Annotated in this window: 30 protein-coding genes and 1 pseudogene; 15 read left to right on the top strand and 16 right to left on the bottom strand. The window is 63.2% G+C overall.

Features of this window, described 5'->3' with window-relative positions; genetic code table 11:
* Positions 1-185 precede the first annotated feature (185 nt).
* Together CKW37_RS10085 and CKW37_RS10080 are read right to left on the bottom strand one after the other, a co-directional pair.
* Complete coding sequence (locus CKW37_RS10085) at positions 186-422, bottom strand: hypothetical protein (RefSeq protein ID WP_095155558.1); 237 nt, start codon at positions 420-422, stop codon at positions 186-188.
* Between the two features lie 159 nt (positions 423-581).
* Positions 582-2,666, bottom strand: a complete 2,085-nt coding sequence (locus CKW37_RS10080; protein ID WP_095155557.1) for an LTA synthase family protein — start codon at positions 2,664-2,666, stop codon at positions 582-584.
* A gap of 212 nt (positions 2,667-2,878) precedes the next feature.
* Here CKW37_RS10080 and CKW37_RS10075 point away from each other — a divergent pair, with 212 nt between their 5' ends.
* On the top strand, positions 2,879-3,352 hold the full coding sequence (locus CKW37_RS10075) for a methylated-DNA--[protein]-cysteine S-methyltransferase (protein ID WP_095155556.1): 474 nt from the start codon (positions 2,879-2,881) through the stop codon (positions 3,350-3,352).
* Positions 3,353-3,358: 6 nt separating this feature from the next.
* On the opposite strand, the gene CKW37_RS10070 is transcribed toward CKW37_RS10075, so the two are convergent.
* Positions 3,359-3,550, bottom strand: a complete 192-nt coding sequence (locus CKW37_RS10070; RefSeq protein WP_095155555.1) for a PLDc N-terminal domain-containing protein — start codon at positions 3,548-3,550, stop codon at positions 3,359-3,361.
* A gap of 126 nt (positions 3,551-3,676) precedes the next feature.
* Here CKW37_RS10070 and CKW37_RS10065 point away from each other — a divergent pair, with 126 nt between their 5' ends.
* Positions 3,677-4,618, top strand: coding sequence for a ZIP family metal transporter (locus CKW37_RS10065; protein WP_095155554.1), 942 nt, complete (start codon positions 3,677-3,679; stop codon positions 4,616-4,618).
* Here CKW37_RS10065 and CKW37_RS10060 read toward each other — a convergent pair.
* Complete coding sequence (locus tag CKW37_RS10060; protein ID WP_095155553.1) at positions 4,615-5,145, bottom strand: hypothetical protein; 531 nt, start codon at positions 5,143-5,145, stop codon at positions 4,615-4,617. The two genes, CKW37_RS10065 and CKW37_RS10060, sit on opposite strands and share 4 nt — an antisense overlap.
* A 60-nt stretch (positions 5,146-5,205) precedes the next feature.
* Positions 5,206-5,727, bottom strand: a complete 522-nt coding sequence (locus tag CKW37_RS10055; protein ID WP_095155552.1) for an ankyrin repeat domain-containing protein — start codon at positions 5,725-5,727, stop codon at positions 5,206-5,208.
* Between the two features lie 273 nt (positions 5,728-6,000).
* Here CKW37_RS10055 and CKW37_RS10050 point away from each other — a divergent pair, with 273 nt between their 5' ends.
* On the top strand, positions 6,001-6,273 hold the full coding sequence (locus CKW37_RS10050; RefSeq protein WP_095155551.1) for a DUF3509 domain-containing protein: 273 nt from the start codon (positions 6,001-6,003) through the stop codon (positions 6,271-6,273).
* Between the two features lie 79 nt (positions 6,274-6,352).
* Here CKW37_RS10050 and CKW37_RS10045 read toward each other — a convergent pair whose 3' ends face one another.
* From CKW37_RS10045 to aroC, 3 genes are read right to left on the bottom strand one after another with little or no spacing between them, the layout of a single operon-like run.
* Positions 6,353-6,901 carry an acireductone dioxygenase gene (locus CKW37_RS10045; protein WP_095155550.1) on the bottom strand — a complete coding sequence of 183 codons (549 nt, stop codon included), beginning with the start codon at positions 6,899-6,901 and terminating at the stop codon, positions 6,353-6,355.
* 36 nt (positions 6,902-6,937) lie between these two features.
* On the bottom strand, positions 6,938-8,083 hold the full coding sequence (locus CKW37_RS10040; protein WP_095155549.1) for an MFS transporter: 1,146 nt from the start codon (positions 8,081-8,083) through the stop codon (positions 6,938-6,940).
* A gap of 37 nt (positions 8,084-8,120) precedes the next feature.
* Positions 8,121-9,212 (bottom strand): chorismate synthase, encoded by a 1,092-nt coding sequence (gene aroC / locus CKW37_RS10035; RefSeq protein ID WP_095155548.1) that lies wholly within the window; start codon positions 9,210-9,212, stop codon positions 8,121-8,123.
* Between the two features lie 133 nt (positions 9,213-9,345).
* Between aroC and CKW37_RS10030 the strand changes: the two genes are divergently transcribed.
* Both CKW37_RS10030 and CKW37_RS10025 read left to right on the top strand, forming a co-directional pair.
* The gene (locus tag CKW37_RS10030) at positions 9,346-10,308 is read left to right on the top strand and encodes an alpha/beta hydrolase (protein ID WP_095155547.1); all 963 of its coding nucleotides are present in this window, start codon (positions 9,346-9,348) and stop codon (positions 10,306-10,308) included.
* Positions 10,309-10,402: 94 nt separating this feature from the next.
* A complete protein-coding gene (locus CKW37_RS10025; RefSeq protein ID WP_095155546.1) occupies positions 10,403-11,200 on the top strand; it encodes a hypothetical protein in 798 nt (265 codons plus the stop codon).
* A 45-nt stretch (positions 11,201-11,245) separates the two neighbouring features.
* On the opposite strand, the gene prmB is transcribed toward CKW37_RS10025, so the two are convergent.
* On the bottom strand, positions 11,246-12,154 hold the full coding sequence (prmB, locus tag CKW37_RS10020) for a 50S ribosomal protein L3 N(5)-glutamine methyltransferase (protein ID WP_095155545.1): 909 nt from the start codon (positions 12,152-12,154) through the stop codon (positions 11,246-11,248).
* Positions 12,155-12,341: 187 nt separating this feature from the next.
* Here prmB and CKW37_RS10015 point away from each other — a divergent pair, with 187 nt between their 5' ends.
* The 5 genes from CKW37_RS10015 (at position 12,342) to CKW37_RS09995 (ending at position 14,977) form a co-directional block, all read left to right on the top strand.
* A complete protein-coding gene (locus tag CKW37_RS10015) occupies positions 12,342-12,932 on the top strand; it encodes a cysteine hydrolase family protein (RefSeq protein WP_095155544.1) in 591 nt (196 codons plus the stop codon).
* A 67-nt stretch (positions 12,933-12,999) separates the two neighbouring features.
* Positions 13,000-13,320 (top strand): hypothetical protein, encoded by a 321-nt coding sequence (locus CKW37_RS10010; RefSeq protein ID WP_095155543.1) that lies wholly within the window; start codon positions 13,000-13,002, stop codon positions 13,318-13,320.
* A 53-nt stretch (positions 13,321-13,373) separates the two neighbouring features.
* On the top strand, positions 13,374-13,931 hold the full coding sequence (locus tag CKW37_RS10005; protein WP_095155542.1) for a Smr/MutS family protein: 558 nt from the start codon (positions 13,374-13,376) through the stop codon (positions 13,929-13,931).
* A 69-nt stretch (positions 13,932-14,000) separates the two neighbouring features.
* Positions 14,001-14,546 (top strand): GTP cyclohydrolase I FolE, encoded by a 546-nt coding sequence (folE, locus tag CKW37_RS10000; protein WP_095155541.1) that lies wholly within the window; start codon positions 14,001-14,003, stop codon positions 14,544-14,546.
* A 59-nt stretch (positions 14,547-14,605) separates the two neighbouring features.
* Positions 14,606-14,977: a glutathione S-transferase N-terminal domain-containing protein gene (locus tag CKW37_RS09995; protein ID WP_095155540.1), complete on the top strand. Its 372-nt coding sequence runs from the start codon at positions 14,606-14,608 to the stop codon at positions 14,975-14,977.
* Between the two features lie 71 nt (positions 14,978-15,048).
* On the opposite strand, the gene CKW37_RS09990 is transcribed toward CKW37_RS09995, so the two are convergent.
* On the bottom strand, positions 15,049-15,651 hold the full coding sequence (locus CKW37_RS09990) for a glutathione S-transferase family protein (RefSeq protein ID WP_095155539.1): 603 nt from the start codon (positions 15,649-15,651) through the stop codon (positions 15,049-15,051).
* A 146-nt stretch (positions 15,652-15,797) separates the two neighbouring features.
* On the opposite strand from CKW37_RS09990, the gene CKW37_RS09985 reads away from it, so the two are divergent.
* Positions 15,798-16,991 carry a benzoate/H(+) symporter BenE family transporter gene (locus CKW37_RS09985; RefSeq protein ID WP_095155538.1) on the top strand — a complete coding sequence of 398 codons (1,194 nt, stop codon included), beginning with the start codon at positions 15,798-15,800 and terminating at the stop codon, positions 16,989-16,991.
* A gap of 15 nt (positions 16,992-17,006) precedes the next feature.
* Here the strand turns inward: CKW37_RS09985 and CKW37_RS33590 are convergent, their stop codons facing one another.
* The 3 genes and pseudogenes from CKW37_RS33590 to CKW37_RS09975 form a co-directional block, all read right to left on the bottom strand.
* Complete coding sequence (locus CKW37_RS33590; RefSeq protein ID WP_371864280.1) at positions 17,007-17,711, bottom strand: methyl-accepting chemotaxis protein; 705 nt, start codon at positions 17,709-17,711, stop codon at positions 17,007-17,009.
* A gap of 207 nt (positions 17,712-17,918) precedes the next feature.
* Positions 17,919-18,092: pseudogene (locus CKW37_RS33585) on the bottom strand (methyl-accepting chemotaxis protein); the annotation flags it as partial.
* A 989-nt stretch (positions 18,093-19,081) separates the two neighbouring features.
* Positions 19,082-20,494, bottom strand: coding sequence for a PLP-dependent aminotransferase family protein (locus CKW37_RS09975; RefSeq protein ID WP_095155536.1), 1,413 nt, complete (start codon positions 20,492-20,494; stop codon positions 19,082-19,084).
* Here CKW37_RS09975 and CKW37_RS09970 point away from each other — a divergent pair.
* The gene (locus CKW37_RS09970) at positions 20,493-21,779 is read left to right on the top strand and encodes an MFS transporter (protein ID WP_143501962.1); all 1,287 of its coding nucleotides are present in this window, start codon (positions 20,493-20,495) and stop codon (positions 21,777-21,779) included. The two genes, CKW37_RS09975 and CKW37_RS09970, sit on opposite strands and share 2 nt — an antisense overlap.
* Here CKW37_RS09970 and CKW37_RS09965 read toward each other — a convergent pair.
* Complete coding sequence (locus tag CKW37_RS09965; protein WP_095155534.1) at positions 21,772-22,533, bottom strand: SDR family oxidoreductase; 762 nt, start codon at positions 22,531-22,533, stop codon at positions 21,772-21,774. The genes CKW37_RS09970 and CKW37_RS09965 overlap by 8 nt on opposite strands.
* A 229-nt stretch (positions 22,534-22,762) precedes the next feature.
* Between CKW37_RS09965 and CKW37_RS09960 the strand changes: the two genes are divergently transcribed.
* Entirely contained in the window at positions 22,763-23,767 is a 1,005-nt protein-coding gene (locus tag CKW37_RS09960; RefSeq protein WP_095155533.1) for an NADP-dependent oxidoreductase, read from the top strand.
* Positions 23,768-23,814: 47 nt separating this feature from the next.
* Here the strand turns inward: CKW37_RS09960 and pyrF are convergent, their stop codons facing one another.
* Positions 23,815-24,516, bottom strand: a complete 702-nt coding sequence (pyrF, locus tag CKW37_RS09955) for an orotidine-5'-phosphate decarboxylase (RefSeq protein ID WP_095155532.1) — start codon at positions 24,514-24,516, stop codon at positions 23,815-23,817.
* Positions 24,517-24,692: 176 nt separating this feature from the next.
* Between pyrF and CKW37_RS09950 the strand changes: the two genes are divergently transcribed.
* Complete coding sequence (locus CKW37_RS09950; RefSeq protein ID WP_095155531.1) at positions 24,693-24,860, top strand: DUF2897 family protein; 168 nt, start codon at positions 24,693-24,695, stop codon at positions 24,858-24,860.
* A 48-nt stretch (positions 24,861-24,908) separates the two neighbouring features.
* Here CKW37_RS09950 and CKW37_RS09945 read toward each other — a convergent pair whose 3' ends face one another.
* The gene (locus CKW37_RS09945) at positions 24,909-25,238 is read right to left on the bottom strand and encodes a helix-hairpin-helix domain-containing protein (protein ID WP_095155530.1); all 330 of its coding nucleotides are present in this window, start codon (positions 25,236-25,238) and stop codon (positions 24,909-24,911) included.
* A 217-nt stretch (positions 25,239-25,455) separates the two neighbouring features.
* On the opposite strand from CKW37_RS09945, the gene CKW37_RS09940 reads away from it, so the two are divergent.
* Positions 25,456-26,208, top strand: coding sequence for a metallophosphoesterase (locus CKW37_RS09940; RefSeq protein WP_256587722.1), 753 nt, complete (start codon positions 25,456-25,458; stop codon positions 26,206-26,208).
* Positions 26,209-26,237: the final 29 nt, after the last annotated feature.

Here is a 26,237-nt window from a genome sequence, read left to right as displayed (position 1 = left end):
TGGATAGACTTTCAGTGCTTGCGCACTTACCCCTGGCGCGGGACGCGGGTGGGGTTCTCGAGCGAATGCAGCAATGTTGCGGTAATGAATGTAGCGGTAATGGAAGACCAAGGCCGTCGCCATAACCGACGGCCCTGCATGCAGCGTAGCGGCTGGTGAGGCACAACGCCAGCCAGCCTGTGGATTCAGGTCCGTTCAGTGATGTCGGTGATCTCCACCCCGTTCTGTTCCTTCAGCCACTTCGCGGTCGGACAGTCGGCACGGTCCTGGAAATCATTGAGGTCGAGTTCATCCATGACCGGGAACAGGTGGCCCCTGATCCGCCGCGCTGCGTCTTCAATGCTCGGGCGGTCCGCGGCGGCAAGCAACAACGAAGTGCGTTCGCCCTTCTGGTCCACAAAAGTGATTTCCCACTCTTTCATCTGGCGTGTCCTCGATGGCAGGTACAGGAGTGTTTCCAGCCTGTCTTCCGTTGACCCTCGCCTGCGGACATTGTTCAAGTCGGTTGGCCCGGCGGCGCACCCATAAAAAACCCCGGCCAGGCCGGGGTCTTGTGCAACGAACGGATTACGCCAGGGCGATCAATCCGGGATGCCGTGGACAACACCGGCGGTATTGTCCAGCAGGCTCTTGGTTGCGGTCTGGATGAAGGACTCGAGTTTCTTGAGCATGGCGTCCTGCTCCGGATGCTCGATCAACTCGGCCTTGAACTCGCTGCCCAACTGATAACGGTACAGGCGCGGCGACATGTCCTTGGACTCGATCAACACGCGATCACCCTGGATCAGGCCGACGATCTGCTCGCTGCCCGAAGGCTTGATCATGCCGATGCCCTGGTCGCCTTCCGGCAGGTTCAGCAAGTCACGCCCCCAGCACTGGTGACGGGTTTCGCCACCCAGGCGGCCCATGACGGTCGGCACGATGTCGATCTGGGTGCCAACGGTGTGGTTGCGCTTGCCGAACTTTTCCTGGATGCCCGGAGCGATCAGCAACAGCGGCACGTTGAAACGGCCCAGGTCCAGCTCAGTGACCTGCTGGTTATTGCCGAAGCCATGGTCACCGACGATGACGAACAGGGTTTCCTTGAAGTACGGCTCCTTGCGCGCCTTCTCGAAGAACTGGCCCAGGGCCCAGTCGGAATAACGCATGGCGGTCAGGTGTTCGTCCAGGCGACCATGACCGGTCACCGGCTCAACCGGCAGGTCTTTCGGCAGGGCATACGGGGTGTGGTTGGACAGGGTCTGGAGCAAGGCATAGAACGGCTTCTTGCCATAGTTGTTCGCCAACTCCTGGTTACCGCGGTCGAACATGTCCTGGTCGGACACGCCCCAGGTCGGGTCGGAAAACACCGGATTGACGAAGTCATTACGACCGATGAAGGTGGTCATGCCCTGGTTGCCGAAGAAACCGGACTGGTTGTCCCAGGCGAAATCACCGTTGTAGACGTAGACGTCGTCGTAGTCCCGGGCGCTGAGCAGCGCGGGCAGGCCCGACAGTTTGTGGCCGCCTTCCGGGGTCTGCATCAGGTATTCGAAGCCCGGCAGGTTGGGGAAGCAGGCCATGGTGGCGAACATGCCCTGGTGGGTATGGGTGCCGTTGGAGAAGAAGCGGTCGAACAGCAGGCCTTCCTCGGCCAGTTTGTCGAAGTACGGGGTGATGTTGCCCGAAGCCCCCAGCGCGCCGACGGAATGGCCGGCGAAACTCTCCATCAGGATGACCACGACGTTCTTGATCGGCAGGGTGTTCTCGGCCGGCGGCGTGAAGTCACGGCGAATCGCGGCGCTGTCGGCGTCGACCAGCTTGTCGCTCGGCGTCAGCAGCATCTGGCGCACCGTGTCCTGGGCGACCTTCTGATCGAGGGTGGACTTCCAGATGTTGTCGCGGTCCTCGGACATGCGGCTCTTGGCCGCGTCGATCAAGGTCAGGGTGCCGTTGAGGCCCAACTGGTTGACGAAGTTCGAGTCGGTGGTGAAGGCATCACCCCAGCGCATGGGCGGGCCTTGGCGCAAGGTGCCACGGGCGGCAATCACGGCCACCAGCAGGATCATGAAAAACACCACGCCGCGCACGTACCACGGCGCCACGCTGCGAGCACCGGCGAGGTTGCTCTGGTACTCGCCACGGGGCCGGGTCAGGCGGTCGATGCCTTTGAACGCCAGGCTCATCACGATCGTGCCGCCGACCCACGCCAGCAGGTAGCGCACCACCGGGAAGCCGTACCACAGCATGCTGCCGACGGTCTTCGGATCTTCCTTGATGTACTGGAATACCAGGCCGTTGAGGCGCTGGTGGAACTCGCGGTAGAAGTCCATCTCCACCAGGCCGAGGAACAGCACGATGCTGGAGGTCAGGGTCAGCCACAGGCGGAAGAAACCGCGCGCCGCCATCACCCGCGCACTGAGGATCGCCAGCAGCAGCGGAATGCTCAGGTACACCACCACCCGCAGGTCGAAACGCAGGCCGTTGAGGAAACCTTCCACGACAGTGGACGACGGCGTATCGCCAACCATGTCGCTGTTGTAGGCCAGCAACGCGAGCCGCACCAGGCTGAGCATCGCCATGATCGCCAGGCCGCACAGCAGGGTGTAGAGCAGGTGTGATTTGACCGTTGGTTGCAACAGGCGCGAAGCAGCCCGCTGTTGACTCAAGGCGTCCGTATTAGCCATGAATTGGAAGATCCCTGGGATTCGGTTGTGGAAGGCATTGACGCGAAGCGGCGGCAGCGGCTCGGGTTATACCCGAAAAGTGCCGAACCATTAGGCGAATGGATAATTGCGCGCGCGGATTGTCTGCAATCGATTGTGAAAATTTCGTTGAGAACACCGGGGCCGCGGATCAGGCTATCTTTATTGCCCTCTCAAGCAAAGAGCCCGCCCACATGCACTATCGCTATCACCCCAGCCCCATTGGCCAGTTACTGCTGGCGGGCGACGAACAAGGCCTGCACCTGTTGCACATGGACAGCGCCCATCCCTGGGAACTGGATGCCACCTGGCGCCAGGCCGACAGCCAGCTCGACGACGTGGCGCGGCAGCTGGACGAGTATTTCGCCCACAAGCGCGAGCGCTTCGAACTGCGCCTGGCTGCCCGCGGGACGCCGTTTCAACAGGACGTCTGGCGAGCACTGGTGAACATCCCCTACGGCACCACCACCAGCTACGCCCAACTGGCCCGCACCATCGACCGGCCCAAGGCGATCCGGGCCGTCGGCACGGCCAATGGCGCCAACCCCATCGCGGTGATCGTGCCCTGCCACCGGGTGATCGGCAGCGATGGCAGCCTCACCGGATTTGCCGGCGGCCTTGAGCGCAAGCAACTGCTGCTGCAACTGGAAGGCGCGTGGCTGATCTGAAGCGCCCTACAGCCGCACATCGCCTCGCGGTCCGGCGATGGCCCAGATGATCAGACCGAGCACCGGCAACAGCAGGATCAGCAAGATCCACAGCACCTTGGCGCCAACCCCGGCGCTGCTCTTGATCACGTTGATGATCGCCCAGATATCCAGGGCAAGGATGATCAGGCCAACCAGCCCGTTGAACGCGGAACCCATGATGAAGCTCCCATGTATGAGTGAGCCTTCAGGATAGCTGGCTATTGGCCTGATAGACGCGTTTGCTTCGGCTCCGCCCTGCCGCTGTGCTTACACTCGCGCCATTGCCTTTCGGAGAAATGCGTTATGCCCTCGACGTCCAGCCACAGCCACTCCGCCCCCGTGCCGCTCTACACCGCGTGGCTGCAACAGGCGCAATCCTCGCCCTGGATGAGTGCCGGCCTGGGTCTGAGCCTGCTGGCGGTGCTCTGGCTGATGGGCGCCAGCGCCTGGAACGCCATTCACGGTGACCACCAGGAAAACCTGCACATGGCCCTGCTCGGCGGGCTGGCCGGTTTCTCCGCCACCGCCCTGGGCGCATTGCTGGCCATCGTGCTGCGCGATGTCAGCAGCCGGATGCAGGACGTGATGCTCGGCTTCGCCGCCGGGATGATGCTCGCCGCCAGCTCGTTTTCATTGATTCTGCCGGGCCTCGACGCCGCCCGGGAGATTACCGGCAGCGGCCCCTACGCGGCCCTGACGGTGGTGGTCGGCATGGGCCTGGGCGTGTTGCTGATGCTTGGCCTCGACCGCTTCACCCCGCACGAACACGAAAGTACCGGCCCTTGCGGCCCGCAGGCCGAGCGGATCAATCGGGTCTGGCTGTTCGTGCTGGCGATCACCTTGCACAACCTCCCCGAAGGCATGGCCATCGGCGTGAGCTTTACCACGGGTGACCTGAGTGTCGGCCTGCCGCTGACCAGCGCCATCGCCATTCAGGACATCCCCGAAGGCCTGGCGGTGGCCCTGGCGCTGCGCGCCACGGGGCTGTCGACGTTGAAGGCGGCGCTGGTGGCGGTCGGCTCGGGCCTGATGGAGCCGATTGGCGCGGTGATCGGCCTGGGAATTTCCAGCGGCTTCGCCATCGCCTACCCGGTGAGCATGGGCCTGGCGGCGGGCGCGATGATCTTCGTGGTGTCCCATGAAGTCATCCCGGAAACCCACCGCAATGGCCATCAGACCTCGGCGACCCTCGGCCTGATGGGCGGCTTCGCGGTGATGATGTTCCTCGATACCGCGCTGGGTTAAACGTGCAGCGCCACCCGCAGCGCTTCCAGGGCGGGCGCTGCGGTGATGTTCAGTTCGGCGCACAGTTCCAGCACCCGCGGCAGGTCATTGCCGCACACCAGCACCATCTGCAACTCGTCGTCCAGCAACTGGCTGAAGTTCATCAGCACATAGCCGCCGGCTTCCTTGTTCATGCTGCCCATCTGGATCTGGATGCGGTTGAGCGCGGTCAGCGCCTCGACCTTGGCCAGTTGCTTGGGTTTGATATTGAACGGGACGCTCTGGTCAAACGAATCGGTGATCTGCGCGAGCAGGTCCTGGTAGCTGTCGGCCTGGAACAGCACGGTGTCCGGCAGGCTGCCCACCACCACCCATTCACCCAGCGGGATCGGGAAGGTGTCGTCGTAGTTGATATCGGGGTTGGCGGCGAGGAAGCCCGCAGGATCGGCATAGGCCTGCACCGCTTCGTCGGCGATCCGCTCGATGTCCTGCTCGGTCATGCAGCCGGAGCTGATTTTGCCAAGGAGTTCGACCAGTTGGTTTTTCATGAGAGGCCCTGCGACGCTGGAAAAAAGTCGCCAAGGATAGCCGCAAAAGCCTCCCGCCGGTTAGGCCAGCGCTTGCAACTGCTGCGTGGTGTCAGCAGCGCCCATGGCCTGGGCGGCGCCGAGGGCATCGATGCCACGGGCGTCGCGGCGCTTGGGGTCGGCGCCGTGCGCCAGCAGGTAGTCGACGATCGCTGTGCGGTTGAACATCGCCGCCATCATCAGCGCCGTGCGCCCGTCGCCTGCGGCCGCATCCGGCTCGGCGCCCTGCTCCACCAGCAACCGGACCATTTCCAGGTTTCCCTTGAACGCCGCGCCCGCCAACGGCTGTTGGTTATTGTCGTTGGCGATGGACGGATCGGCGCCATGCTGCAACAACACCCGCGCCGCCTCCAGATGACCGTGATAGCTGGCGAGCATCAGCAAGGTGTCGCCCTTCTGGTTGCGCAAATTGGCTGGCAGACCGTTCTCCAGCAGGCGGGCGAGCATCGGCGCATCGCCCTGTCGGGCCCGGTCGAAGACTTGCGCGGCAAAGGCGGCGGCTTCATCGGCGTCCATGGTGACGGGCTGACGTTGATCGGACATACGGAACCTCCTGACGGGGATAAAGCCCAAGTCTTGTGAGGATTGGTCCCGAAATGGCTGTGGATAATTCCATGGCGTCGGCAGAAAAAACGCGAGGGCGGACGACCCTTGCAAAATGCACTGTGCAAAATGCACGACCTTGCACAATGCACGGCGGCCTTATTGCCAAAAAACAATAAGACACTGATTTATAAAGTATTTTTAATTACCGGAAAGCTGGCACAGTCGCTGCACCCATCACTCCATGTCTGCCACCCACAGCCAGGAGCTGATATGGACCTCATTCAGGAAAAATTCGCCTCGGTATTCTCCGCCTACCAAGTGGCCACTCAAGCCCGCCCTGATGGCGGCATCCTGCTGACGCTGCGTGCTGCCGACGGCACACAGGTCAAACGCTCGATTTCCTACGCTCAACTGCACAGCGCCGAACAACTGTCGTGGGCCATCAGTGCCATTCGCCGTGACCTGGCCGAGCAAGCCAGCGAGTTGCCGGTGATTTCGATGTTGCAGAGCCAGCAGCGCTTTGCTTTGCCGACTTATCGCTGAGCGCTGACACTATCGCGAGCAAGCTCGCTCCTACAGGGTGTAGGAGCGAGCTTGCTCGCGATGCGGAACCGGAAAAATCTCAGAACGTGTCATCCAGCCCCGGATACAACCGGGCGCTCTCATCACCCGTCAGGTGCACCGCCCGTCCTTCCTCGCTTTGGAACAACCGCACCAGCACCAGGTTCGGCTGCTCGCCGATATCGAACCAGTGCGCAGTCCCCGCCGGAACGCTGACCAGAGCGCCCCGCTCCGCCACCAGCGCATACACGTAATCGCCGATTCGCAGATTCAGCAAGCCGCGCCCGCTAATGACAAAGTGCGCGCCCTTTGCCGAATGACGACGCTCGTCGATCCAGCCAGCGCGCAGTTCATCCTTCTGAGGATGCTCGGGATTGACGCTGAACACCTCCACCACCGCGCCACACTCGGTTTTCAGCGCCTGGAGCTGTTGATCCAGCAGCGCGATCACCTCCTCTGCGGCAGTCCCGGGACGAATCCGCTCGGCCACTTCCCGCTGTTCGAAGTGCACGCCCTGTTCGGCCAGTGTCGCGCCGATATCGTCATCGTGGGTCAGGACTTTGTTGGGGGTATCCGGGGTGGACTGGTGATAAACGCTGAGGATGCTCAAGGGCAACTCCTGTTCTTTCAAGACGTGATGCGGACGCTAGATAGCGTCCTCTTTCAACCGGGTCGCAATGATAACGGCTGCGGCCAGCGCCGCGACGGCGGCAATACTAAAGGTGATACCCGGGCCCAGGGCCTTCCAGCTATAACCCGCATATAGGGCGCCCAAGGCGCCGCCGGTGCCGGACAACGCAGCGTAGAACGCCTGGCCCTGGCCCTGCTGGCGCGCGCCGAAACTGCGCTGGACGAAGGCGATGCAGGTGGCGTGGAAACTGCCGAAGGTCGCCGCATGCAGCAGCTGGGCGAACAACAGCACCAGCAAGTGCTCGGCAAAGCTGCCCAGCAACAGCCAGCGCAGCGCCGCCAACAGGAAACTCGCCAGCAGCACCCGGCGCAATGACACTCGCGCCAGGATCCGGCTCATCACCATGAACAGCAGCACCTCGGCCAGCACTCCCAGCGCCCACAGCATGCCGATGGTGCCGCGGCTGTAGCCGAGGCTTTCCAGGTGCAGGGTCAGGAAGGTGTAGTACGGGCCGTGGCTGAGTTGCATCAGCGCCACGCAGGTGTAGAAAGCCAGCACGCCGGGGCGGGTCAGTTGCTTGAGGAAGCCGCCACCGGACGGCCGCTCGGCCTGCTCCACCGGCTGGGCGTTGGGCACCCAAAGGCTGGCAAGGACGATACCGGCCATGATGCACACCAGCGCCACCGGGTAGATATCCAGGCTCAACCACTCGAACAGTCGGCCCAGGCCGACCACGGTGAGGATAAAACCGATCGATCCCCACAGCCGCACCTGGCTGTAGCGGCCGGTCTGGCCTTGCAGGTGCGCGAGGGTAATGACTTCGAACTGCGGCAGCACCGCGTGCCAGAAGAACGCATGCAAGGCCATGACCAGCGCCAGCCAGGCGTAGCTCTTGTCGACGAAGATCAGCGCGAAACTGGCCAGGGTGCACAGCACGCCGAGGCGCACGATCAACAGGCGCTGGCCGCTGCGGTCGCCCAGCCAGCCCCACAGGTTCGGCGCCACGCAACGCATCAGCATGGGAATGGCCACCAGCTCGCCGATGCGTGCGCTGGAAAACCCGAGGTGATCGAAATACAGCGCCAGGAACGGCGCGGTAGACCCGAGCAGGGCGAAATAGAAGAGGTAGAAACTGGACAGGCGCCAGTAAGGCAACGCCACGGCTAAAAAGCCGTGGCGCGATGGGCAGTGCGGGGCATCAGAGCTGGCCCAGTACCGGGGTGCTCACACGTACGTCAGCGTTCTGCCCGCGGTGGCGCAGCAGGTGGTCCATCAACACGATCGCCATCATCGCTTCGGCGATCGGCGTGGCGCGGATCCCGACGCATGGGTCATGGCGGCCCTTGGTGATGACTTCAACCGGGTTGCCATCCTTGTCGATGGAACGGCCCGGCGTGGTGATGCTGGAGGTCGGCTTGAGCGCCAGGTGAGCGACGATCGGCTGACCCGAGGAAATGCCGCCGAGGATGCCGCCAGCGTTATTGCTGAGGAAGCCTTCGGGCGTCATCTCGTCGCGGTGCTCAGTGCCGCGCTGGGCAACCGAGGCGAAACCGGCGCCGATCTCCACGCCCTTGACCGCGTTGATGCTCATCAGCGCATGGGCCAGTTCGGCGTCCAGACGGTCGAAGATCGGCTCGCCGAGGCCCGGCATCACACCCTCGGCGACCACGGTGATCTTCGCGCCGACCGAGTCCTGGTCACGGCGCAACTGATCCATGTACGCCTCCAGTTCCGGGACCTTGTCCGGGTCCGGGCTGAAGAAGGCGTTCTGCTCCACCGAGTCCCAGGTCTTGAACGGGATTTCGATCGGGCCGAGCTGGCTCATGTAGCCGCGAATGCGAATGCCCTGGCTGGCCAGGTATTTCTTGGCAATGGCACCGGCCGCCACGCGCATGGCGGTTTCGCGTGCCGAGCTGCGGCCACCGCCGCGGTAGTCGCGCTCGCCGTATTTGTGGTGATAGGTGTAGTCGGCGTGGGCCGGGCGGAACAGGTCCTTGATGGACGAGTAGTCCTTGGACTTCTGGTCGGTGTTGCGGATCAGCAGACCGATGGAGCAGCCGGTGGTGCGGCCCTCGAAGACGCCGGAAAGAATCTCGACCTCGTCGGCTTCCTGGCGCTGGGTGGTGTGGCGGCTGGTGCCGGGCTTGCGCCGGTCCAGATCGCGCTGCAGGTCTTCCAGAGAAATCTCCAGACCCGGCGGGCAGCCATCGACAATGGCGACCAACGCCGGACCATGGCTTTCGCCAGCGGTGGTGACAGTGAACAGCTTGCCGTAGGTATTGCCGGACATGCAGGACGCTCCGCGAATCAGCCTGATTTGAACAAGGCCGCCAGTATACGCAGGCTAACCATTCAGTTCATCCCTGCTGGCGAACCTTCTGCACGGGGTCAGGTCCAACCGGCATCCCCCCGCATGTAGCCCGATGATGTCGCGCCTCGCCGTCCTGCTCCTCCTGATCGTTTCCGGCCTCGCCCAGGCCGCCGCCCCCGCCGTGTTCCAGCGCCCGGTCAGCCTCGACACCGGCCAGGGCATTCTTCATGGCAGCCTGCTGCTGCCGCGCGGCGAAGCCCCGCCGCCGGTGGTGCTGATCATCGCTGGCTCCGGCCCCACCGACCGCGACGGCAACAACCCTGCAGTCGGGCGCATCGACATTCTCAAGCGTCTGGCCCTGCAACTGGCTGCCCAGGGCATCGCCAGCGTTCGCTATGACAAGCGCGGCGTTGCCGAGAGCCTGGCGGCGACCCCGGACGAGCGCCAGTTGAGCGTCGAGCGCTATGTCGCCGACGCCGTGGCCTGGAGCCACAAGATCAAGGCCGACCCACGCTTCGGCCCGCTGATCCTGCTCGGCCACAGCGAAGGCGCGCTGATCGCCAGCCTGGCCGCGGAACCGGGCGGCGCCAGCGCGGTGATCGCCCTGGCCGGCAGCGGCCGGCCGGTAGACCAGGTGCTGCGCGAACAACTGGCCGAACGCCTGCCACCGGCCCAACTCAAGCAAGCGCAACAGGTGATCGATCAACTCAAGGCCGGCCAGCCGAGCAGCGATGTGCCGCCGGCACTCGCCAATACCCTGCGCCCCAGCGTGCAGCCTTATCTGATTTCGTTGTTCCGCCAAGACCCGGCGGCGGCCTTCGCACGCTTGCAGATTCCGGCGCTGATCATTCAAGGCCGCAACGACATCCAGGTCAGCCCGGCCGACGCCAAGGCCCTGCAGGCGGCCAAGCCCGATGCGCAGCTTGCGCTGATCGATGGCATGAACCACATGCTGCGCATCAGTCCGCCAGGCATGGGCCAGCAGCGCGACAGCTACACCAATCCGGCACTGCCCCTGGCCAGCGCACTGGGCGAGCGGATCGTGGTTTTTGTGCGGCAGTTGACATCCGCCTGAGCAAATCGGGCTCCAGTCCTCGGCGAATCGGCCGATAAATCCGATGCAGGCGCTGTCACCGTAGACGGCCTGTTGCGCACACGAGGACCCTGTGATGACTGATGCACCCACCCAGGACGCTACCGCAGCGGCCGACGAACCGGTTGTTCCGGAAGCCGCCCCGCTGCCCTGGGCGGACCTGGCACCCGAACACTTCCAGTTGCTGCGCCTGGCGCCGCTGCCGACCGACCGCAACAGCGGCGCGCGTCCGTTGCGTTTCGTCGAGTTCGGCCATGCCGAGCGCCACAGCAAGGAACACAGCCTGCTGCGCATGGAAATCCGTCTGCCCGGGCAAAAAGTGCGCAAAGAACAGAACGTGCTGGATATCCGTGTCGACCACGACAAGCGCCTGGTGACCATCGGCCCCGACAGCGGCTTGCAGATCGAACCACTGAACCGCGGAATAGGCCGCTTCATGCTGGCCCAGGCCGTGCAGTGGGCACAGCGCAAGTGGTCGCACTACCGGCTCGAGGGCGGCGCCCTGGCGAACAAGGACGCACTCAACGAAGACACCCGCCTGCGCCGCGACCATGTGCTGCGTAGCCACGGCGTGGAAGTCGAATACGCCGACGCCCAGCACCTCAAGGGGCGCTACGTCGAAACCCAGGTGGGCGAGCTGAAAGGCGGCTGGAATACCGACAAGCTGCAGCGGGTCGAGATCATCGAAGCGGCCAACATGTTGCAGCAGGCCGATCAGAAGTTGCAGGAGAAGGAATCGCAACTGCGCGAGCGCGACGAGCGGGTTTCCAAGTACCGGCGCGAAGACAGCGGCCTGCGGTTCACCATCACCTGCCTGGTGGCGTTCGCAGTGTTCCAGGCCGGCTTGCTGATCTGGATCGCCACCCACCGCTGAGGGCGAAACGCGGGACTGGCTGACAAGCCGTCCCGCGCAACACCATCAGACCCGCGAAGCGAACAGCGCCTGGTGCTGGCGGCATTGCTCGGCAGTGAGCATGAACACGCCGTGACCGCCGCGCTCGAACTCCAGCCAGGCGAAATCCACTTCCGGGTACAACTGCTCGACATGCACCTGGCTGTTGCCGACCTCGACGATCAGCAAGCCCTTCTCGGTGAGGTGGTCCGCCGCCTCGGCCAGCATGCGCCGCACCAGATCCAGACCATCATTGCCACAGGCCAGGCCCAGCTCCGGTTCGTGCTGATACTCGGCCGGCATGTCGGCGAAGTCCTCGGCATCGACATACGGCGGGTTGGACAGGATCAGGTCGAAACGCTGCGCCGGAAGGCCGGCGAAACCGTCACCCTGGACGGTGTAGACGCGCTGGTCCAGGCCATGTCGCTCAATGTTCTGGTTGGCCACTTCAAGCGCTTCGAAGGACAGGTCGGCCAGCACCACTTCGGCGTCGGGGAAGACTTCGGCGCTGACGATACCGATGCAACCCGAACCGGTGCACAAGTCAAGGATGCGCGCGGGCTCGTCGGCCAGCCACGGCTCGAAGCGCTTCTCGATCAGTTCGCCGATCGGCGAACGCGGCACCAGCACCCGCTCATCGACGATGAACGACATCCCGCAGAACCACGCCTCGCCCAGCAGGTAAGCGGTCGGCACGCGGTCTTCGATACGGCGCTTGAGCAGGCGTTGCAGCTTCACCAGTTCGTCGTCTTCCAGGCGGCAATCCAGATAGCTGTCAGCCACTTCCCAAGGCAGGTGAACCGCTCCCAGCACCAGCAACCGAGCCTCGTCCCACGCGTTGTCGGCACCATGACCGAAGAACAACTCATGCTCGTGGAAGCGGCTGACGGCCCAGCGAATGTGGTCGCGCAGTGTGCGCAGGCGGGAAGTGATCACGGCAGACTCCTTGGAAGACGACCGGCGATTCTACCAGCCTCGCGCAACAAGTGGCCGCAATTGCATCGACGGGCGATTGGCTGACATGGCTGAGAGCCACTAACCACGCCACTTGTACGCTAAGCGATTCACATAAGTGTCCAAGCAGGGGAGAATAGGTAAAAAGCCCTACCCGAAGGAGCCCCTGATGTCTGTTCCAATGACGATGTTCCACCTCAGCGGACGTGGCTATCCGCCCGCCAAACTGAGCAACGCCAGCCTGATCATTATCGATGCGCAGAAAGAGTACCTGAGCGGTCCCCTGGCGCTGTCGGGCATGGACGAGGCAGTGGCGAACATCGGCAAACTGCTCGACGCGGCGCGCAAGGCCGGTCGTCCGGTGATTCACGTGCGTCACCTGGGCACCGTCGGCGGTCTGTTCGATCCTCAGGGTGCGCGCGGCGAATTCATCCCCGGCCTGGAGCCACAGGGCGATGAAGTCATCATCGAGAAGCGCATGCCCAACGCCTTCAAGAACACCAGCCTGCATGAAACCCTGCAGAACCTCGGCCACCTGGATCTGATCGTCTGCGGCTTCATGAGCCACTCCAGCGTCAGCACCACCGTGCGCCGCGCCAAAGACTACGGCTACCGCTGCACCCTGGTCGAAGACGCCTGCGCCACCCGCGACCTGCCGTTCAAGGATGGCGTGATCGCCGCCGCGCAGATCCAGCAGACTGAAATGGCGATCATGGCCGACAACTTCGCCTGCGTGACCCCTACCAACAGTCTGATCTGACCCTTGGCGCGCGGAACCACCTCCACGACTTTCGGTCCAAAACCGGATATTCACTGAGGAAATCGGAATGAAAATATCCGACGGTTTCGACGCCAAACGCCTGCGTCCGCGCCAGCCGGGCAATTGGCGTTCGCGCCTGGCCGCGGCGTTTTCGGCCCTGCTGGCCAGCGTCGGCGTGCTGCTGGCCATGGCTGGAGCCGCCAGCCTGCTGGGCCACCCCGCCGCACTGGGCGAGCTCAATGCCAACCCCGCCGCCGCCAGCCTGGTGCTCGGCGGCGGTTTGCTGGTGCTGTACCTGGGCGTGTGGCTCTGGCGCCGACGTCGCCTGCGTCTGCGCCGCGGCCGCGAACTGAACCTGTCGCCCCACCTGATGAAAAAACACGATTGACTGCAACGGCGTGTGGACTCGCGTAAACTGCGCCGCTCGCGGCGGAGACCTACATGCAAGACGACGATTTTTCCCTGTTCAAGAGCGAGGTGCGCGGCGTCAAGCCGATCAAGCATGATCGCGCCGACACCGGCAAACCCAAGACTGATCGCAAGCAACTGAACAACCTGCGGCAGAATGCGACGGTGCGCAGCGACCAGACCATCGTCGACGGCCTGTCCGACCAGTTCGTCATCGACGTGGGCCCGGAAGACGATCTGCACTGGAGCCGCGACGGCGTCCAGGAAAGCCAGATGCGCAAGCTCAAGCTCGGCCAGATCGGCTTTGAAGGCAGCCTCGACCTGCACGGCATGACCGTCGAGAAAGCGCGCGAAACCCTTTGGGCCTTCCTTGCCGAGGCCACCCGCTTCGAAATCCGTTGCGTGCGCGTCACCCACGGCAAGGCCGTGCGCCTGGATGGCAAACGCCCCATGATCAAAAGCCACGTCAATACCTGGCTGCGCCAGCACGCTCAAGTGCTGGGCTTTACCTCGTGCCAGGCCAGACACGGCGGCACCGGCGCGGTGTATGTGATGCTGCGCCGGACCATGCTCGAAGGTCGCGACGAGTAACGCCGGACTTGCGGCGCCGCCACAGCCGCCGTACCCTTCGCGTTTGCGAAATACACCACAGGTAGATCCATGTCCCTGGAACAGAACTACACCGCAATCCTCGGCCAGCTCGGCGAGGATGTCTCCCGCGAAGGCCTGCTCGACACGCCGAAACGGGCCGCGAAGGCCATGCAGTACCTTTGCCGCGGTTACACCCAAACCCTGGAAGAAGTGACCAACGGCGCCCTGTTCAGCTCCGACAACAGCGAGATGGTCCTGGTCAAGGACATCGAGCTTTACTCGCTGTGCGAACACCACCTGCTGCCTTTCATCGGCAAGGCGCACGTCGCCTACATCCCGAGCGGCAAGGTGCTGGGCCTGTCCAAGGTGGCACGGATTGTCGACATGTATGCCCGTCGCCTGCAGATCCAGGAAAACCTGAGCCGCGAAATCGCCGAGGCGGTGCAGACGGTTACCGGCGCCCTGGGCGTCGCCGTCGTCATCGAAGCCAAGCACATGTGCATGATGATGCGCGGCGTCGAGAAGCAGAACTCGTCGATGATCACTTCGGTGATGCTCGGCGAATTCCGCGATAACGCCGCGACCCGCAGCGAGTTTCTCAGCCTGATCAAGTGATCGGGAGCGTTACGCGAGCCGACCTGTCCAGGTCGGCTTTTTCATTTTGAGGAGTTGCCATGATCGTCAAAGCACTGCGGGTCGGCCTCGGCCAGGTGATCGTCTTTCTCGACTGGATCAGCCGCCCGGCCAAACGCAAGCGTGACCCCGCCGCCCAGGCGCGGGTCGAGCAGGAAGCCCGCGGGTTGAGCCTGTACCAGTTCCACGCCTGCCCGTTCTGCGTGAAGACCCGCCGCACCCTGCACCGCCTCAACGTGCCGATCACCCTGCGCGACGCGAAGAACAACGAACAGGATCGTCAGACCCTGCTCACCGAAGGCGGCAAGATCAAAGTGCCGTGCCTGCGCATCGAAGAAGACGGCAAGACCACCTGGATGTACGAGTCCAAGGCGATCATCGCGTATCTGGACCAGCGTTTTTCGGCTGCCTGATCCTTTCGGGGCCTGCTGTGCAGGCCTTCGCGACGGTTCGGCGCCCCGACGAGCTCGCTCCTACAAGAACGTCAGCCTTCCATCGCTACATGCCGCGGATGCTCTGCCACCCGCGCCAGCCACTCCCGCACTTTCGGATAAGCGCTCAGGTCGAAGCCGCCCTCATGCGCGACATGGGTGTAGGCATACAACGCCACGTCGGCGATCGAATAGCGGTCGCCCACCAGATACGGCGTCACTTCCAGTTGCCGCTCCATCACCTTGAGCGCCTTGTGCCCGCCCTTGTGCAGCTTGCGGTATTCCTCCAGGCGCTCGTCTGGCAGTCCCAGATAGAACTGGATGAAACGCGCCACCGCGATATAGGGCTCGTGGCTGTACTGCTCGAAGAACTGCCATTGCAGCACCTGGGTGCGCAACCGCGGCTCAGAGGGCAGGAACTCGCTGCCGTCGGCGAGGAAATTGAGAATCGCGTTGGACTCCCACAGGCAGGTGCCATCTTCCAGTTGCAGCACCGGAACCTTGCCATTGGGGTTCATCGCCAGGAATTCCGGCGTCTGTGTCTCACCCTTGAGAATATCCACCGGCTGCCAGGTGTAGGGCAGATCGAGCAGGTGCAGCATCAGCTTGATCTTGTAACAGTTGCCCGACTGGTAATCCCCATAGACCTTGTACATCTTGCCCCTCCCCCTTTTCTGCAAAAGCGAACCGACCTTCATGGTTGGCGACTGTACGGCTAAATGCAACGGTTGCTGTATTGCAATCGACACCCTGTCGCACGGTAGTCTGAAAAATCTGCTGACACCCGTATAAGGATTTCGCCATGCCCGACGCCACCTCCGCACAATTGCGGCCGCTGGCCGACTCGTCACCCTCCGCAGTGGTCGCCGGTTTCATCGCCATGCTCACCGGCTACACCAGCTCATTAGTGCTGATGTTCCAGGCCGGCCAGGCCGCAGGGCTGACCAGCGCACAGATTTCCTCGTGGATCTGGGCGCTGTCCATCGGCATGGCGGTGTGCAGCATCGGCCTGTCGCTGCGTTACCGCACGCCGGTGACCGTTGCCTGGTCGACGCCGGGCGCAGCATTGCTGATCACCAGCCTCGGCGGCGTGACGTACGGCGAGGCCATTGGCGCCTACATCACCTGCGCCGTGCTGGTGGTGATCTGCGGCCTGACCGGCAGTTTCGAACGCCTGGTCAAACGCATTCCCGCGTCGCTGGCCTCGGCGCTACTGGCCGGGATCCTGTTCAAGATCGGCAGTGAAATATTCGTCGCCGCCCAGCACCGCACCACCCTGGTACTGGGGATGTTCTTCAGTTACCTGCTGATCAAGCGGGTGTCGCCGCGCTACTCGGTGCTCGCCGCGCTGGTGGTGGGTACGGCGCTGTCCGGCGCGCTTGGCCTGCTGGACTTCAGCGGTTTCAAGCTGGAAGTGGCGACACCGGTGTGGACCACGCCGAGCTTCTCCCTCGCAGCGACCATCAGCATCGGCATTCCGTTGTTCGTGGTGGCGATGACTTCGCAGAACATGCCCGGCGTCGCCGTGCTCCGCGCCGATGGCTATCAAGTGCCCGCCTCGCCGCTGATTTCGGTTACCGGCCTGGCCTCGCTGGTGCTGGCACCGTTCGGCGCCCACGGGGTCAACCTGGCGGCGATCAGCGCGGCAATCTGCACCGGGCCGCATGCCCATGAAGACCCCAAGAAGCGCTACACCGCAGCGGTCTGGTGCGGGATTTTCTACGGCATCGCCGGGACCTTCGGCGCCACCCTGGCGGCGCTGTTCGCCGCCCTGCCCAAGGAGCTGGTGCTGTCGATTGCCGCCCTGGCGCTGTTCGGCTCAATCATGAATGGCCTCAGCGTGGCGATGAACGAAGCCAAGGAACGCGAAGCGGCGCTGATCACCTTCATGGTCACCGCCTCGGGCTTCACGCTGTTCTCCATCGGCTCGGCCTTCTGGGGCATCGTCGCTGGCGTGTTGACGCTGCTGATCCTCAACTGGCGTAAAAGCGCCTGACAGGCATTTCCGGACTCAGATCCGGAAATGCCCGACCATCCCTTTCAACTCCGCACCCAACTGCGCCAGCTCGATACTCGAGCTGGCGTTGCCTTGCATGGCCATCGCCGACTGATCGGCGCTGCTGCGAATCTGGGTCACGCTGCGGCTGATCTCCTCGGCCACCGAACTCTGCTGTTCCGCGGCCGCGGCAATCTGCTGGTTCATCTGCTGGATCAGCGACACTGCCGCAGCGATGCTGCCTAGCGCACTTTCAGTTTGCAGCGCATCAGCCACCGCCAGTTTGACCAGTTCGCCACTGTTCTGGATCTGCGTCACCGATGACTGGGCATTGGCCCGCAGACTGCTGACCAGGCGCTCGATTTCTTCGGTGGACTGTTGGGTGCGCTTGGCCAAGGCCCGCACTTCATCCGCCACCACGGCAAAACCGCGACCCTGCTCACCCGCGCGGGCAGCTTCGATGGCGGCGTTGAGCGCCAGCAGGTTGGTCTGCTCGGCGACGCTCTTGATCACTTCCAGCACCGAGCCGATGTGCTGAATCTCGGCACTGAGGGTCTCGATGCTGTGGCTGGCCGAATCGGCGGCACTGGCCAGTCGCTCGATGCGCTGCATGCTCTGGCGCACCACCTGCTGGCCGTTTTCCACCTTGCCGTCCGCCGATTGCGCGGCTTGCGCAGCCTCCTCGGCATCACGGGCAACGCTGTGCACGGTGGCCGTCATCTCCTGCATGGCGGTGGCAACCTGATCCGTTTCTTCTTTCTGGCTGCTGACTTCGCGGTTGGTCTGCTCGGTCACCGCCGACAAGGTGTGGGCGTTGCTGGCCAACTTGTCGATCCCGGACTGCAAACCACTGACGATGCCGCTCAGGCCGCTGCCCATCTGCTGCATGGCCAGCAGCAACTGCCCCACCTCATCACGGCGATCGACGTTGATTTCGCCGCGCAAATCCCCTGCGGCAATTTCCTGGGCACGGCTGATCACCCGGCGCAGCGGCAGCACGATGGCCCGGGTAATGAGGACCGCCGCGACAATGCCCACCAGCAGTGCCAGCAATGACGACAGCAGAATCAGCAAGGCATTGCGCTTCAATTCGGCCTGCATTCCGGCATCGATGGCCGCGTTGATCTGCTCGACCCGCGCCGTGACCTGTTCGGCGCGCGCCTGCAACTGCTGGCGTAGTTGCTCCTCGCGGGCCAGCAGGTCCGTGTATTCACCAAGCTTCTCGCCAAAGCTGGCGATGTGGGTGGTCACCTCGCCGAGTACGCTCTGATAACCGGGGTCTTCGATACTGCCCTTGAGTTGCGCGGCCAGTTCCGCCGCCTGGTCAGCCTGCTCGATGCGCCCCTGACGCACATCATCGGCGCCCTTGCGGCTCTGCTCCAGGCGCACCCGCGCCTCATCCATCGCCTGCAGCATCAGCCGCGCCACCTGACCGACCTGGCCGGCCTGCTCGACGAACTCGGCGCCCCTCTGGCCTTGGGAGTCCTTCAGCGTCCAGGTGCCATCGTCCGCCAGCCCGGACTGCAACACGTCCAGGTTGTTGGCAACGCTCGACACCGACCAACTGGCCATGTCCAGCGCCAGCTCCTTGGCCTGGGTCAACTCGACGAATTGGTCGAAGGCCTGGCGGTAGGCATTCAGCTCGGCGCCGACATCGCTGCTGGCAAGTTCCGGCAACTGCCCGGCCTGGGCACTCAAGGCCTCCACGCCCTTGCGCAGTGCTTCGGCGGCCTTGGGATCAGAACGCTGGGCGAAGCGCTGTTCGTCCAGGCGCAGGGCCAGCACCCCGTTGTTGAACGCGGTCATCTGCTTGAGCCCATCGACGCGTTGGCCGAGGCCATACAGCGCGGCAATACCGATCGCGGCCACGACCGCCGTCAATAACAGCACCAGGGTGAATCCCAGCCCCAGCTTGCGGGCCATGCCCAGGTTGGCGAAACCACCATTTGCGCCCGATTTCATTGCTCGCTGCCCCCTTCTGCCCCTGGAAAACTCGCCGCATCGCCAAGGGTGCAGAGTGGCAACGGCGCCCGTGGCAGCACAAGACACCGGCGCCGGAATAATGGCAAAAAGCTACGGAGCCGTCGTTTTCAGGAAACTGAAGGTCGTCGCGACGATAGTTGGCCAACCGTCTGAAAAAACGCTTGAGCACGCACATCCTGGGTGTAGGCAACATTGATCCGCAGCCAGTCACTGTCGGCGCCCTCCGGATCGAATGCCGAACCCGGCGAGAGCACGACGCCTTCGCGCTGGGCGATCTGTTGCAGCGCGCTGGAGTCGACACCCGGGCAGCGGGCCCAGACGAACATGCCGCCGTAAGGCTCGGCAAAAACCTCCCAGCCGGTGGCCTCGAGCAGGCGCAACGCAGTGGCCATATGCTGGGCCAGACGCACGCGCAAGCGCTGCACGCTCTTGCGGTAAACCCCGCTGGCCAGCAGTTGCGCCAGCACCTGCTCGGCAAACCGCGACGTGCCAATCCCGGTGATCATCTTCACCTCGGCGAGGCGTGCGATCAGCCCCGCATCGGCGACGAGGTAACCGACCCGCAGCGAACTGCTTTGGGTCTTTGAAAAACTCGCGAGGTAAATCACCCGCTGCTGACTGTCGAGGGTCGTCAGGCGGGTAGCCTGGCTGTCCTGAAAGTCGGCATAGATATCGTCCTCGATGATCCGCACGTCGAATTCGCCGGCCAGTTCCAGCAAACGCTGGGCGGTGCGCGGGCTCAGGCTGGTGCCGGTGGGATTGTGGTAGAGGCTGTTGATGAACAGATAACCCGGGGCGTGCTCGCGCAGCAGATCAGCCATCACCTCAAGATCGGGGCCGTCCACCGTGCGCGGCACCGGCAGCATGCGCACACCGTGCAGGCGCAGCAGGTTGTAGAGGTTGTAATAGCCGGGCGTTTCCACCAGCACGGTATCGCCCGGCTTGAGCAAAGTGCGCACCAGCAGGTCGAGGGCCTGGCTGGCACCCTGGGTGGTGAGAATCTGCTCGGGCTGCACCTGAATACCCAACAATCCGAGGCGCTTGCGCACCTGCTGGCGCAAGACCGTGAGCCCCAACGGCGGCCCATAGCCGAACAGATCCTGCTCCGCACCGCGACTGACCTGACGAATTGCCAGGGCAATTTCCTCGCTTTGCCGCCAGTTGTCCGGCAGCCAGCCACAGCCAAGCCTGAGCAACGCGTCACGGTCGTCGCTGAACAACCGCCAGCGCCCGTCGATGCCTTCTTCCCAGTGCGGTTCTTCGGCGAAAGGCGCCTGGCCCTTGCGCTCGGCGACGAAAAACCCGACACCGTGACGCGCCTCCAGCCAGCCTTGCGATACCAACCGGTCGTAGGCCTCGATGGCACAGGACTGGCTGACGCCCTGCTCTTTCGCCAAATGACGAATCGACGGCAGACGGCTGCCAGGACGTAGCCGCTGGGCGGCAATCCAGCCCTGCAGGCCATCCGCCAACTGCTGTACCAGCGTGGCCGTCAATTGCCGATCAAGGTTCAGTTTCATGGTTCAGGTGTTTGGTTATTTTGGCCGAACAGTTAATCACAAAAGACCCGGAGGTGTGCCTTTCCCCCTGCCAACGGTCACCCGAAAATCGCCTTGTCACTACAAGGAGTCCCCCATGATTACCCGCCATGCGTCCGCCATACTGGCTTTCGCCCTGTGCCTGGTCACCTTTGCCGTCAATCTCCAGGCCCCGCTGTACACCGCCTACGCGGCGCTTTCCGGCCAGGGAGCGGCGGCGACAGCGGTCGCTTTTTCCGGTTATGTCGTCGGCGTCCTGCCGGTACTGCTGTTGCTCGGCGGACTGGCGGACCGGGTCGGCCACAAGCCGCTGATCATTGCGGCGCTCTGCCTGTCGATGCTGGCCACGGTGCTGACGATGCTCGCGCCCGGCCTGACCACCCTGGCCTTCGCCCGCACCCTGCTGGGCGTCGGGACTGCGCTGGCGTCGGCCACCGGCACCGCGTACATGGGCGAATTGATGCGCAACGGCGACAACCGCGCCGCAGCCAATCGGGTCACTGCCAGCACCTCGCTGGGCTTTGGCCTCGGCGCGGCGGTCACCAGCCTGTTCCTGCTACAAGGTCCCACACTCGTACCCGGCAGCTTTGCGCTGCACCTGGGTCTGGCGTTGGTTGCGCTGCTGGCGGTACTGGGGTTGCCGGATCCTGGCGTCCGTCGCCAAACCGCGCTGCTGCGCCTGCCGTTCTACCCGACGGGAAGCCTTCCCTACGGCCTGGCGATCCTGCTGGCCTGGGGCTGTGTCGGCCTGGTCATCGCTCTGATGCCGTCGATCCTGGCACGCCATCAACTGGCCAACTGGTCGGGGATGTCGACGTTCTGTGTCATCAGTTGCGGCCTGCTGTTCCAGCCACTGGCACGACGCATGACACCCGCCCGCTCGACCGGACTGGGCTTGCTGGTGCTGCCATGCAGTTACGCACTGCTGGCGTGGGGCGCGCATAGCGGCACATTGCCGGCTGTGTTGCTGGGAGCAATCGGGGCCAGCAGTGCCTGCTACGGGTTTATCTATCTGGGCGGGCTGTCGGCGGTCAATGCGCTGGCGAGAACAGAAAAAACCCGCGCCAGCGCCGGATTCTTCCTGCTCGCCTATCTGGGCTTCAGCCTGCCGGTGATCTTCACCGGCCTGTTGGCTGACCGCTTCGGTGCCGGCACCGCCTTGACCTTGTTCGGCGCGTTGTTGCTGGTGGGTTGCCTGGTGGTCGCCGGCGCCCTGCTGCGCTCCAGCAGAAACGCCGCGGTCCAGGCCATGCTGGCCGTCAAATAGCCGTGGCACCACCGTCCACCGCCAGGGCCTGGCCGGTGGTGAAGGCTGCGCCGTCGCTGCACAGGTAGAGCACGGCACTGGCGATTTCCTCGACCTTGCCGATGCGGCCAACCGGGTGCATGGCTGCGGCAAACTCCGCCTTGCGCGGGTCGGCTTCGTAGGCACGGCGGAACATATCGGTATCGATTACCGCCGGGCAGACGGCGTTGACCCGGATCTGCTTCTTGGCGTATTCGATCGCAGCGGACTTGGTCAGGCCAATCACCGCGTGCTTGGAGGCGCTGTAGATACTCATCTTCGGCGCCGCACCAAGGCCGGCAACCGAAGCGGTATTGACGATCGCACCACCGCCTTGAGCAAGCATCAGCGGCAACTGGTACTTCATGCACAGCCACACGCCTTTGACGTTGACGCCCATGATCGCGTCGAACTCCGCCTCGCTGCCTTCGGACAGGCGGCCCTGCTCAATCTCGATACCGGCGTTGTTGAAGGCGTAGTCCAGGCGACCATAGGCTTCGACGGTCCGCGCCAGCAACTGCTGCACCTCGGCATCCTTGGTCACGTTGCAGGCGACGAAGATTGCCTCGCCACCTTCTGCGCGGATCAGCGCCACCGTGGCCTCGCCACCCGCTACGTCCAGATCGGCCACCACCACCTTCAGCCCTTGCCGGGCAAACGCCTGCGCCGTGGCACGGCCGATACCTGCGGCGGCACCGGTGACCAGAGCGACCTGGCCGGAAAACGTCATACTCATCGAAAGCTCCTGCAACAAGGTGAGGAAAGTGGCGTGAGTCTAGTCAGCCGATAGAGCGGATGGGCAGCATCATCAGGGTTCCGGTTGATGCACTATGAGAACAGGTGATTATCAACGCGGCGCTTCATCACCTTGCTCGATAGTCAGGTATTCGCCGCGAACACCGAACTTGCCGAGCGCGCCGCGAAGGTCTATCACAAAGCTTTTGCCCAACCCTTGCGAGGCTCCCATGACTGCCCAGACCAACCGCCGCTTCCTGCTCGCCAAACGCCCAGTGGGCGCCGTGAGCCGGGAGGATTTCAGCTACGAGCAGGTGCCGGTAGGCGAACCCGCCGACGGCCAGGTGCTGGTGAAGAACCTTTATCTGTCCCTCGACCCGGCCATGCGCGGCTGGATGAACGAAGGCAAGTCCTACATCCCGCCGGTCGGCCTCGGCCAGGTCATGCGTGCACTGGGTGTCGGTGAAGTAATCGCCTCGCGTAACCCGAAGTTTGCCGTGGGCGATCACGTGAACGGTGCACTGGGCGTACAGGACTATTTCCTCGGCGAGCCGCAGGGCTTCTACAAGGTTGATCCAAAACTGGTGCCGTTGCCCCGCTACCTCTCGGCGCTGGGCATGACCGGCATGACCGCGTACTTCGCCCTGCTCGACGTCGGCGCGCCCAAGGAAGGCGAGACCGTGGTCATTTCCGGTGCCGCCGGCGCAGTGGGCAGCATCGCTGGGCAAATCGCCAGGATCAAAGGCTGCCGCGTGGTGGGCATCGCCGGTGGTGCGCAGAAATGCGCTTACTTGAAAGAAGAACTGGGCTTTGACGGGGTGATCGACTACAAGGCCGAAGACGTGCTGGAAGGCCTGAAACGCGAGTGCCCGAAAGGGGTGGACGTGTATTTCGACAACGTCGGCGGCGACATCCTCGACGCCGTTCTCAGCCGCCTGAACTTCAAGGCCCGGGTAGTGATCTGCGGTGCCATCAGCCAGTACAACAACAAACAGGCGGTGAAAGGCCCGGCCAACTACCTGTCGCTGCTGGTCAACCGCGCCCGTATGGAAGGCTTCGTGGTGATGGACCATGTCGCGCAGTATGGCGCGGCCGGCCAGGAAATCGCCGGATGGCTGGCAAGCGGCAAGCTCAAGAGCAAGGAAGACATTGTGGAGGGGCTGGAAACCTTCCCCGAGACGCTGTTGAAGCTATTCAGCGGTGAGAACTTCGGCAAACTGGTGCTGAAGGTCTGAAACGAAAACGGGGCTCCCTTGGGAGCCCCGCCTTGTCTGGTCTGGCCTTAGCCGCGGATTTCCGCAACCACCGCCGCCAGCGCCTTGGCCGGATCGGCCGCCTGGCTGATCGGACGGCCAATTACCAGATAGTCGGAACCGGCGTCCAAAGCCTGACGCGGAGTCAGGATGCGGCGCTGATCATCCTGGGCGCTACCGGCAGGGCGAATGCCTGGAGTCACCAGTTGCAGCGCCGGATGCGCGGCCTTCAGCGCCGGAGCCTCAAGGGCTGAGCAGACCAGACCGTCCATCCCCGCTTTCTCAGCCAGTGCAGCCAGGCGCAATACCTGCTCCTGCGGCTCGATATCCAGGCCGATACCGGCGAGGTCTTCACGCTCCATGCTGGTCAGTACAGTCACGCCAATCAACAGCGGCTGCGGACCACTGCGCTTGGCCAACTCTTCACGACAGGCCGACATCATGCGCAGGCCGCCGGAGCAGTGCACGTTGACCATCCATACACCCATTTCCGCTGCGGCCTTGACTGCCATTGCCGTGGTGTTGGGGATATCGTGGAATTTCAGGTCCAGGAAGACTTCGAAGCCCTTGCTGCACAGGGTCTCGACGATACCGGAAGCGCTGCTGGTGAACAGCTCCTTGCCGACCTTCACCCGGCACAGCGCAGGATCCAGCTGATCCGCCAGCTTCAGGGCAGCGTCACGAGTGGGGAAATCCAGGGCGACAATCAGGGGCGTCTGGCAGACGGACATGGGCAGGGTCTCTTGGCAAGTCGAAAACGGCGCGCATTGTAAACGATGCAGCGGCGCAACGGGGGCCGGCGATCGCGAATTCCCCGCGGCGTTCCCGCCCTATAATTGAACCAACACAGAGAAGTTTTACTCGAAATTACAGATACGGCCATATTCGCCGTGCAAAGGAGAGTGCCATGCCCTGGTATGCCTGGTTGATTCTGGTGGTGGCGATCGGCTCGATCGTCGGTGGCCTCATGATGCTAAGGGACACAGCGAAAAAGTTGCCCCTGACGGAAGAGCAGTTGAAGCGGGTTCATGAAAGGAATGCGGAGATGGATGCCAAGGAGGCGCAGGACCGATAACTCTGGCCACAGAGACAAGGGGCGAGTGGTCACACTCGCCCCTGAGGCTTAGTTGACGGTTATTTTGTCGCGATTGCGGTCGACCAGCGCCTTACCGATGCCCTCGACCTCCAGCAACTCGTCCACTGAGGCGAAATCACCATTGCGGTCGCGGTAGTTGATGATGGCTTGCGCTTTCGTCTTGCCTATACCCGAAAGTTCGCGCTGTAGCGTTGGAGCATCAGCGCTGTTCAGATTCAACTTTTCCGCGACTGGTAGCTCCACGACCATGGCTTCGGATAGAGAGGTGCCAGCGGGCGACGTGGGAGTGCCGCTTGCCACCAGCGAGAACGTCATAGCAACAGCCGCCAGAATGGAGGTGATGTAGTGCTGAGTCATAGGTGTTGCTCCTTGATGTCTTGAGTTCCCAAGGCAGCTTTTCCGTAGCTGCGGCTGAACCTTAGACCCGCGCAAATCCACTGGCAAACGTCTGGGCCGAAAGAGTATTTTCAAAACTATTCAGCGGCCCGTCATAACGCATGGGTAGCAGCTTTCTATGGCACTTTGATACTGATAAGCTGCCCGGCCAGCCTTCGCATGCCGTCCCGAGCCTACCTTGCAGCCACAGCCCGGCCCTTCCCTTTTCCTTTCTTTCTCGGCGAATAATCGAGGGCGGGACTTCGTCGTCGGCGATGTTCACGGACAATTCGATATGCTTGAGGCGCTGCTGAGCCAGATCGAGTTCGATGAAGCCGATGACCGTCTGTTCATGACTGGTGACCTGATTGATCGCGGGCCGTATTCTCATCAGGTGCTGGACTGGCTGGATAAACCTTGGCTGCATGCCGTCAGAGGCAACCACGAGCAGATGGCGCTCGACTGCGTTGCGGGAACAGGCGATCCACCGCGACACACACGCAATGGCGGCCGGTGGTTCCACGAACGCCCTTGTTCGGAACAACAGCAGATTGCCGAGCGCCTGGCATTGCTTCCGGTCGCTATATCCGTCCAATTGAGGAGCGGCGATCGCGCCGGGATCATCCATGCGGAGCCCCCTGGCTGGGAGCACAGTCTCGACTGGCCGCAAGCAATAGCACTGCTCGACAGCGCGGAGCCGCAACAACAGCACCATGCCCTGACCCAGGCGCTTTACGCCAGAACCCGGATCACAACACAGGACTGCCGACCTTTCAGTGGGGTCGACAAGCTGTACGTCGGGCATTCGACGGTCCCCGAGATACTGCATCTGGGTAACGTGGTCTATGTCGATACAGGCTGTTCATTCGCGGACGGCAAATTGACCCTGATTGACATGCTGAACGGAGAAGCATTCTCCGTGCGTCCACAACAACACATGCTCTGCCTCTGACAGAGCCCTTTTACGTGGGTGAGGAGTGC

Origin of the sequence: Pseudomonas sp. Irchel 3E13 (assembly GCF_900187455.1) — a bacterium.
GTDB lineage: Bacteria > Pseudomonadota > Gammaproteobacteria > Pseudomonadales > Pseudomonadaceae > Aquipseudomonas.
The sequence above is the reverse complement of the archived record's forward strand: the minus strand, read 5'-3'. Positions and strand labels throughout refer to the sequence as shown.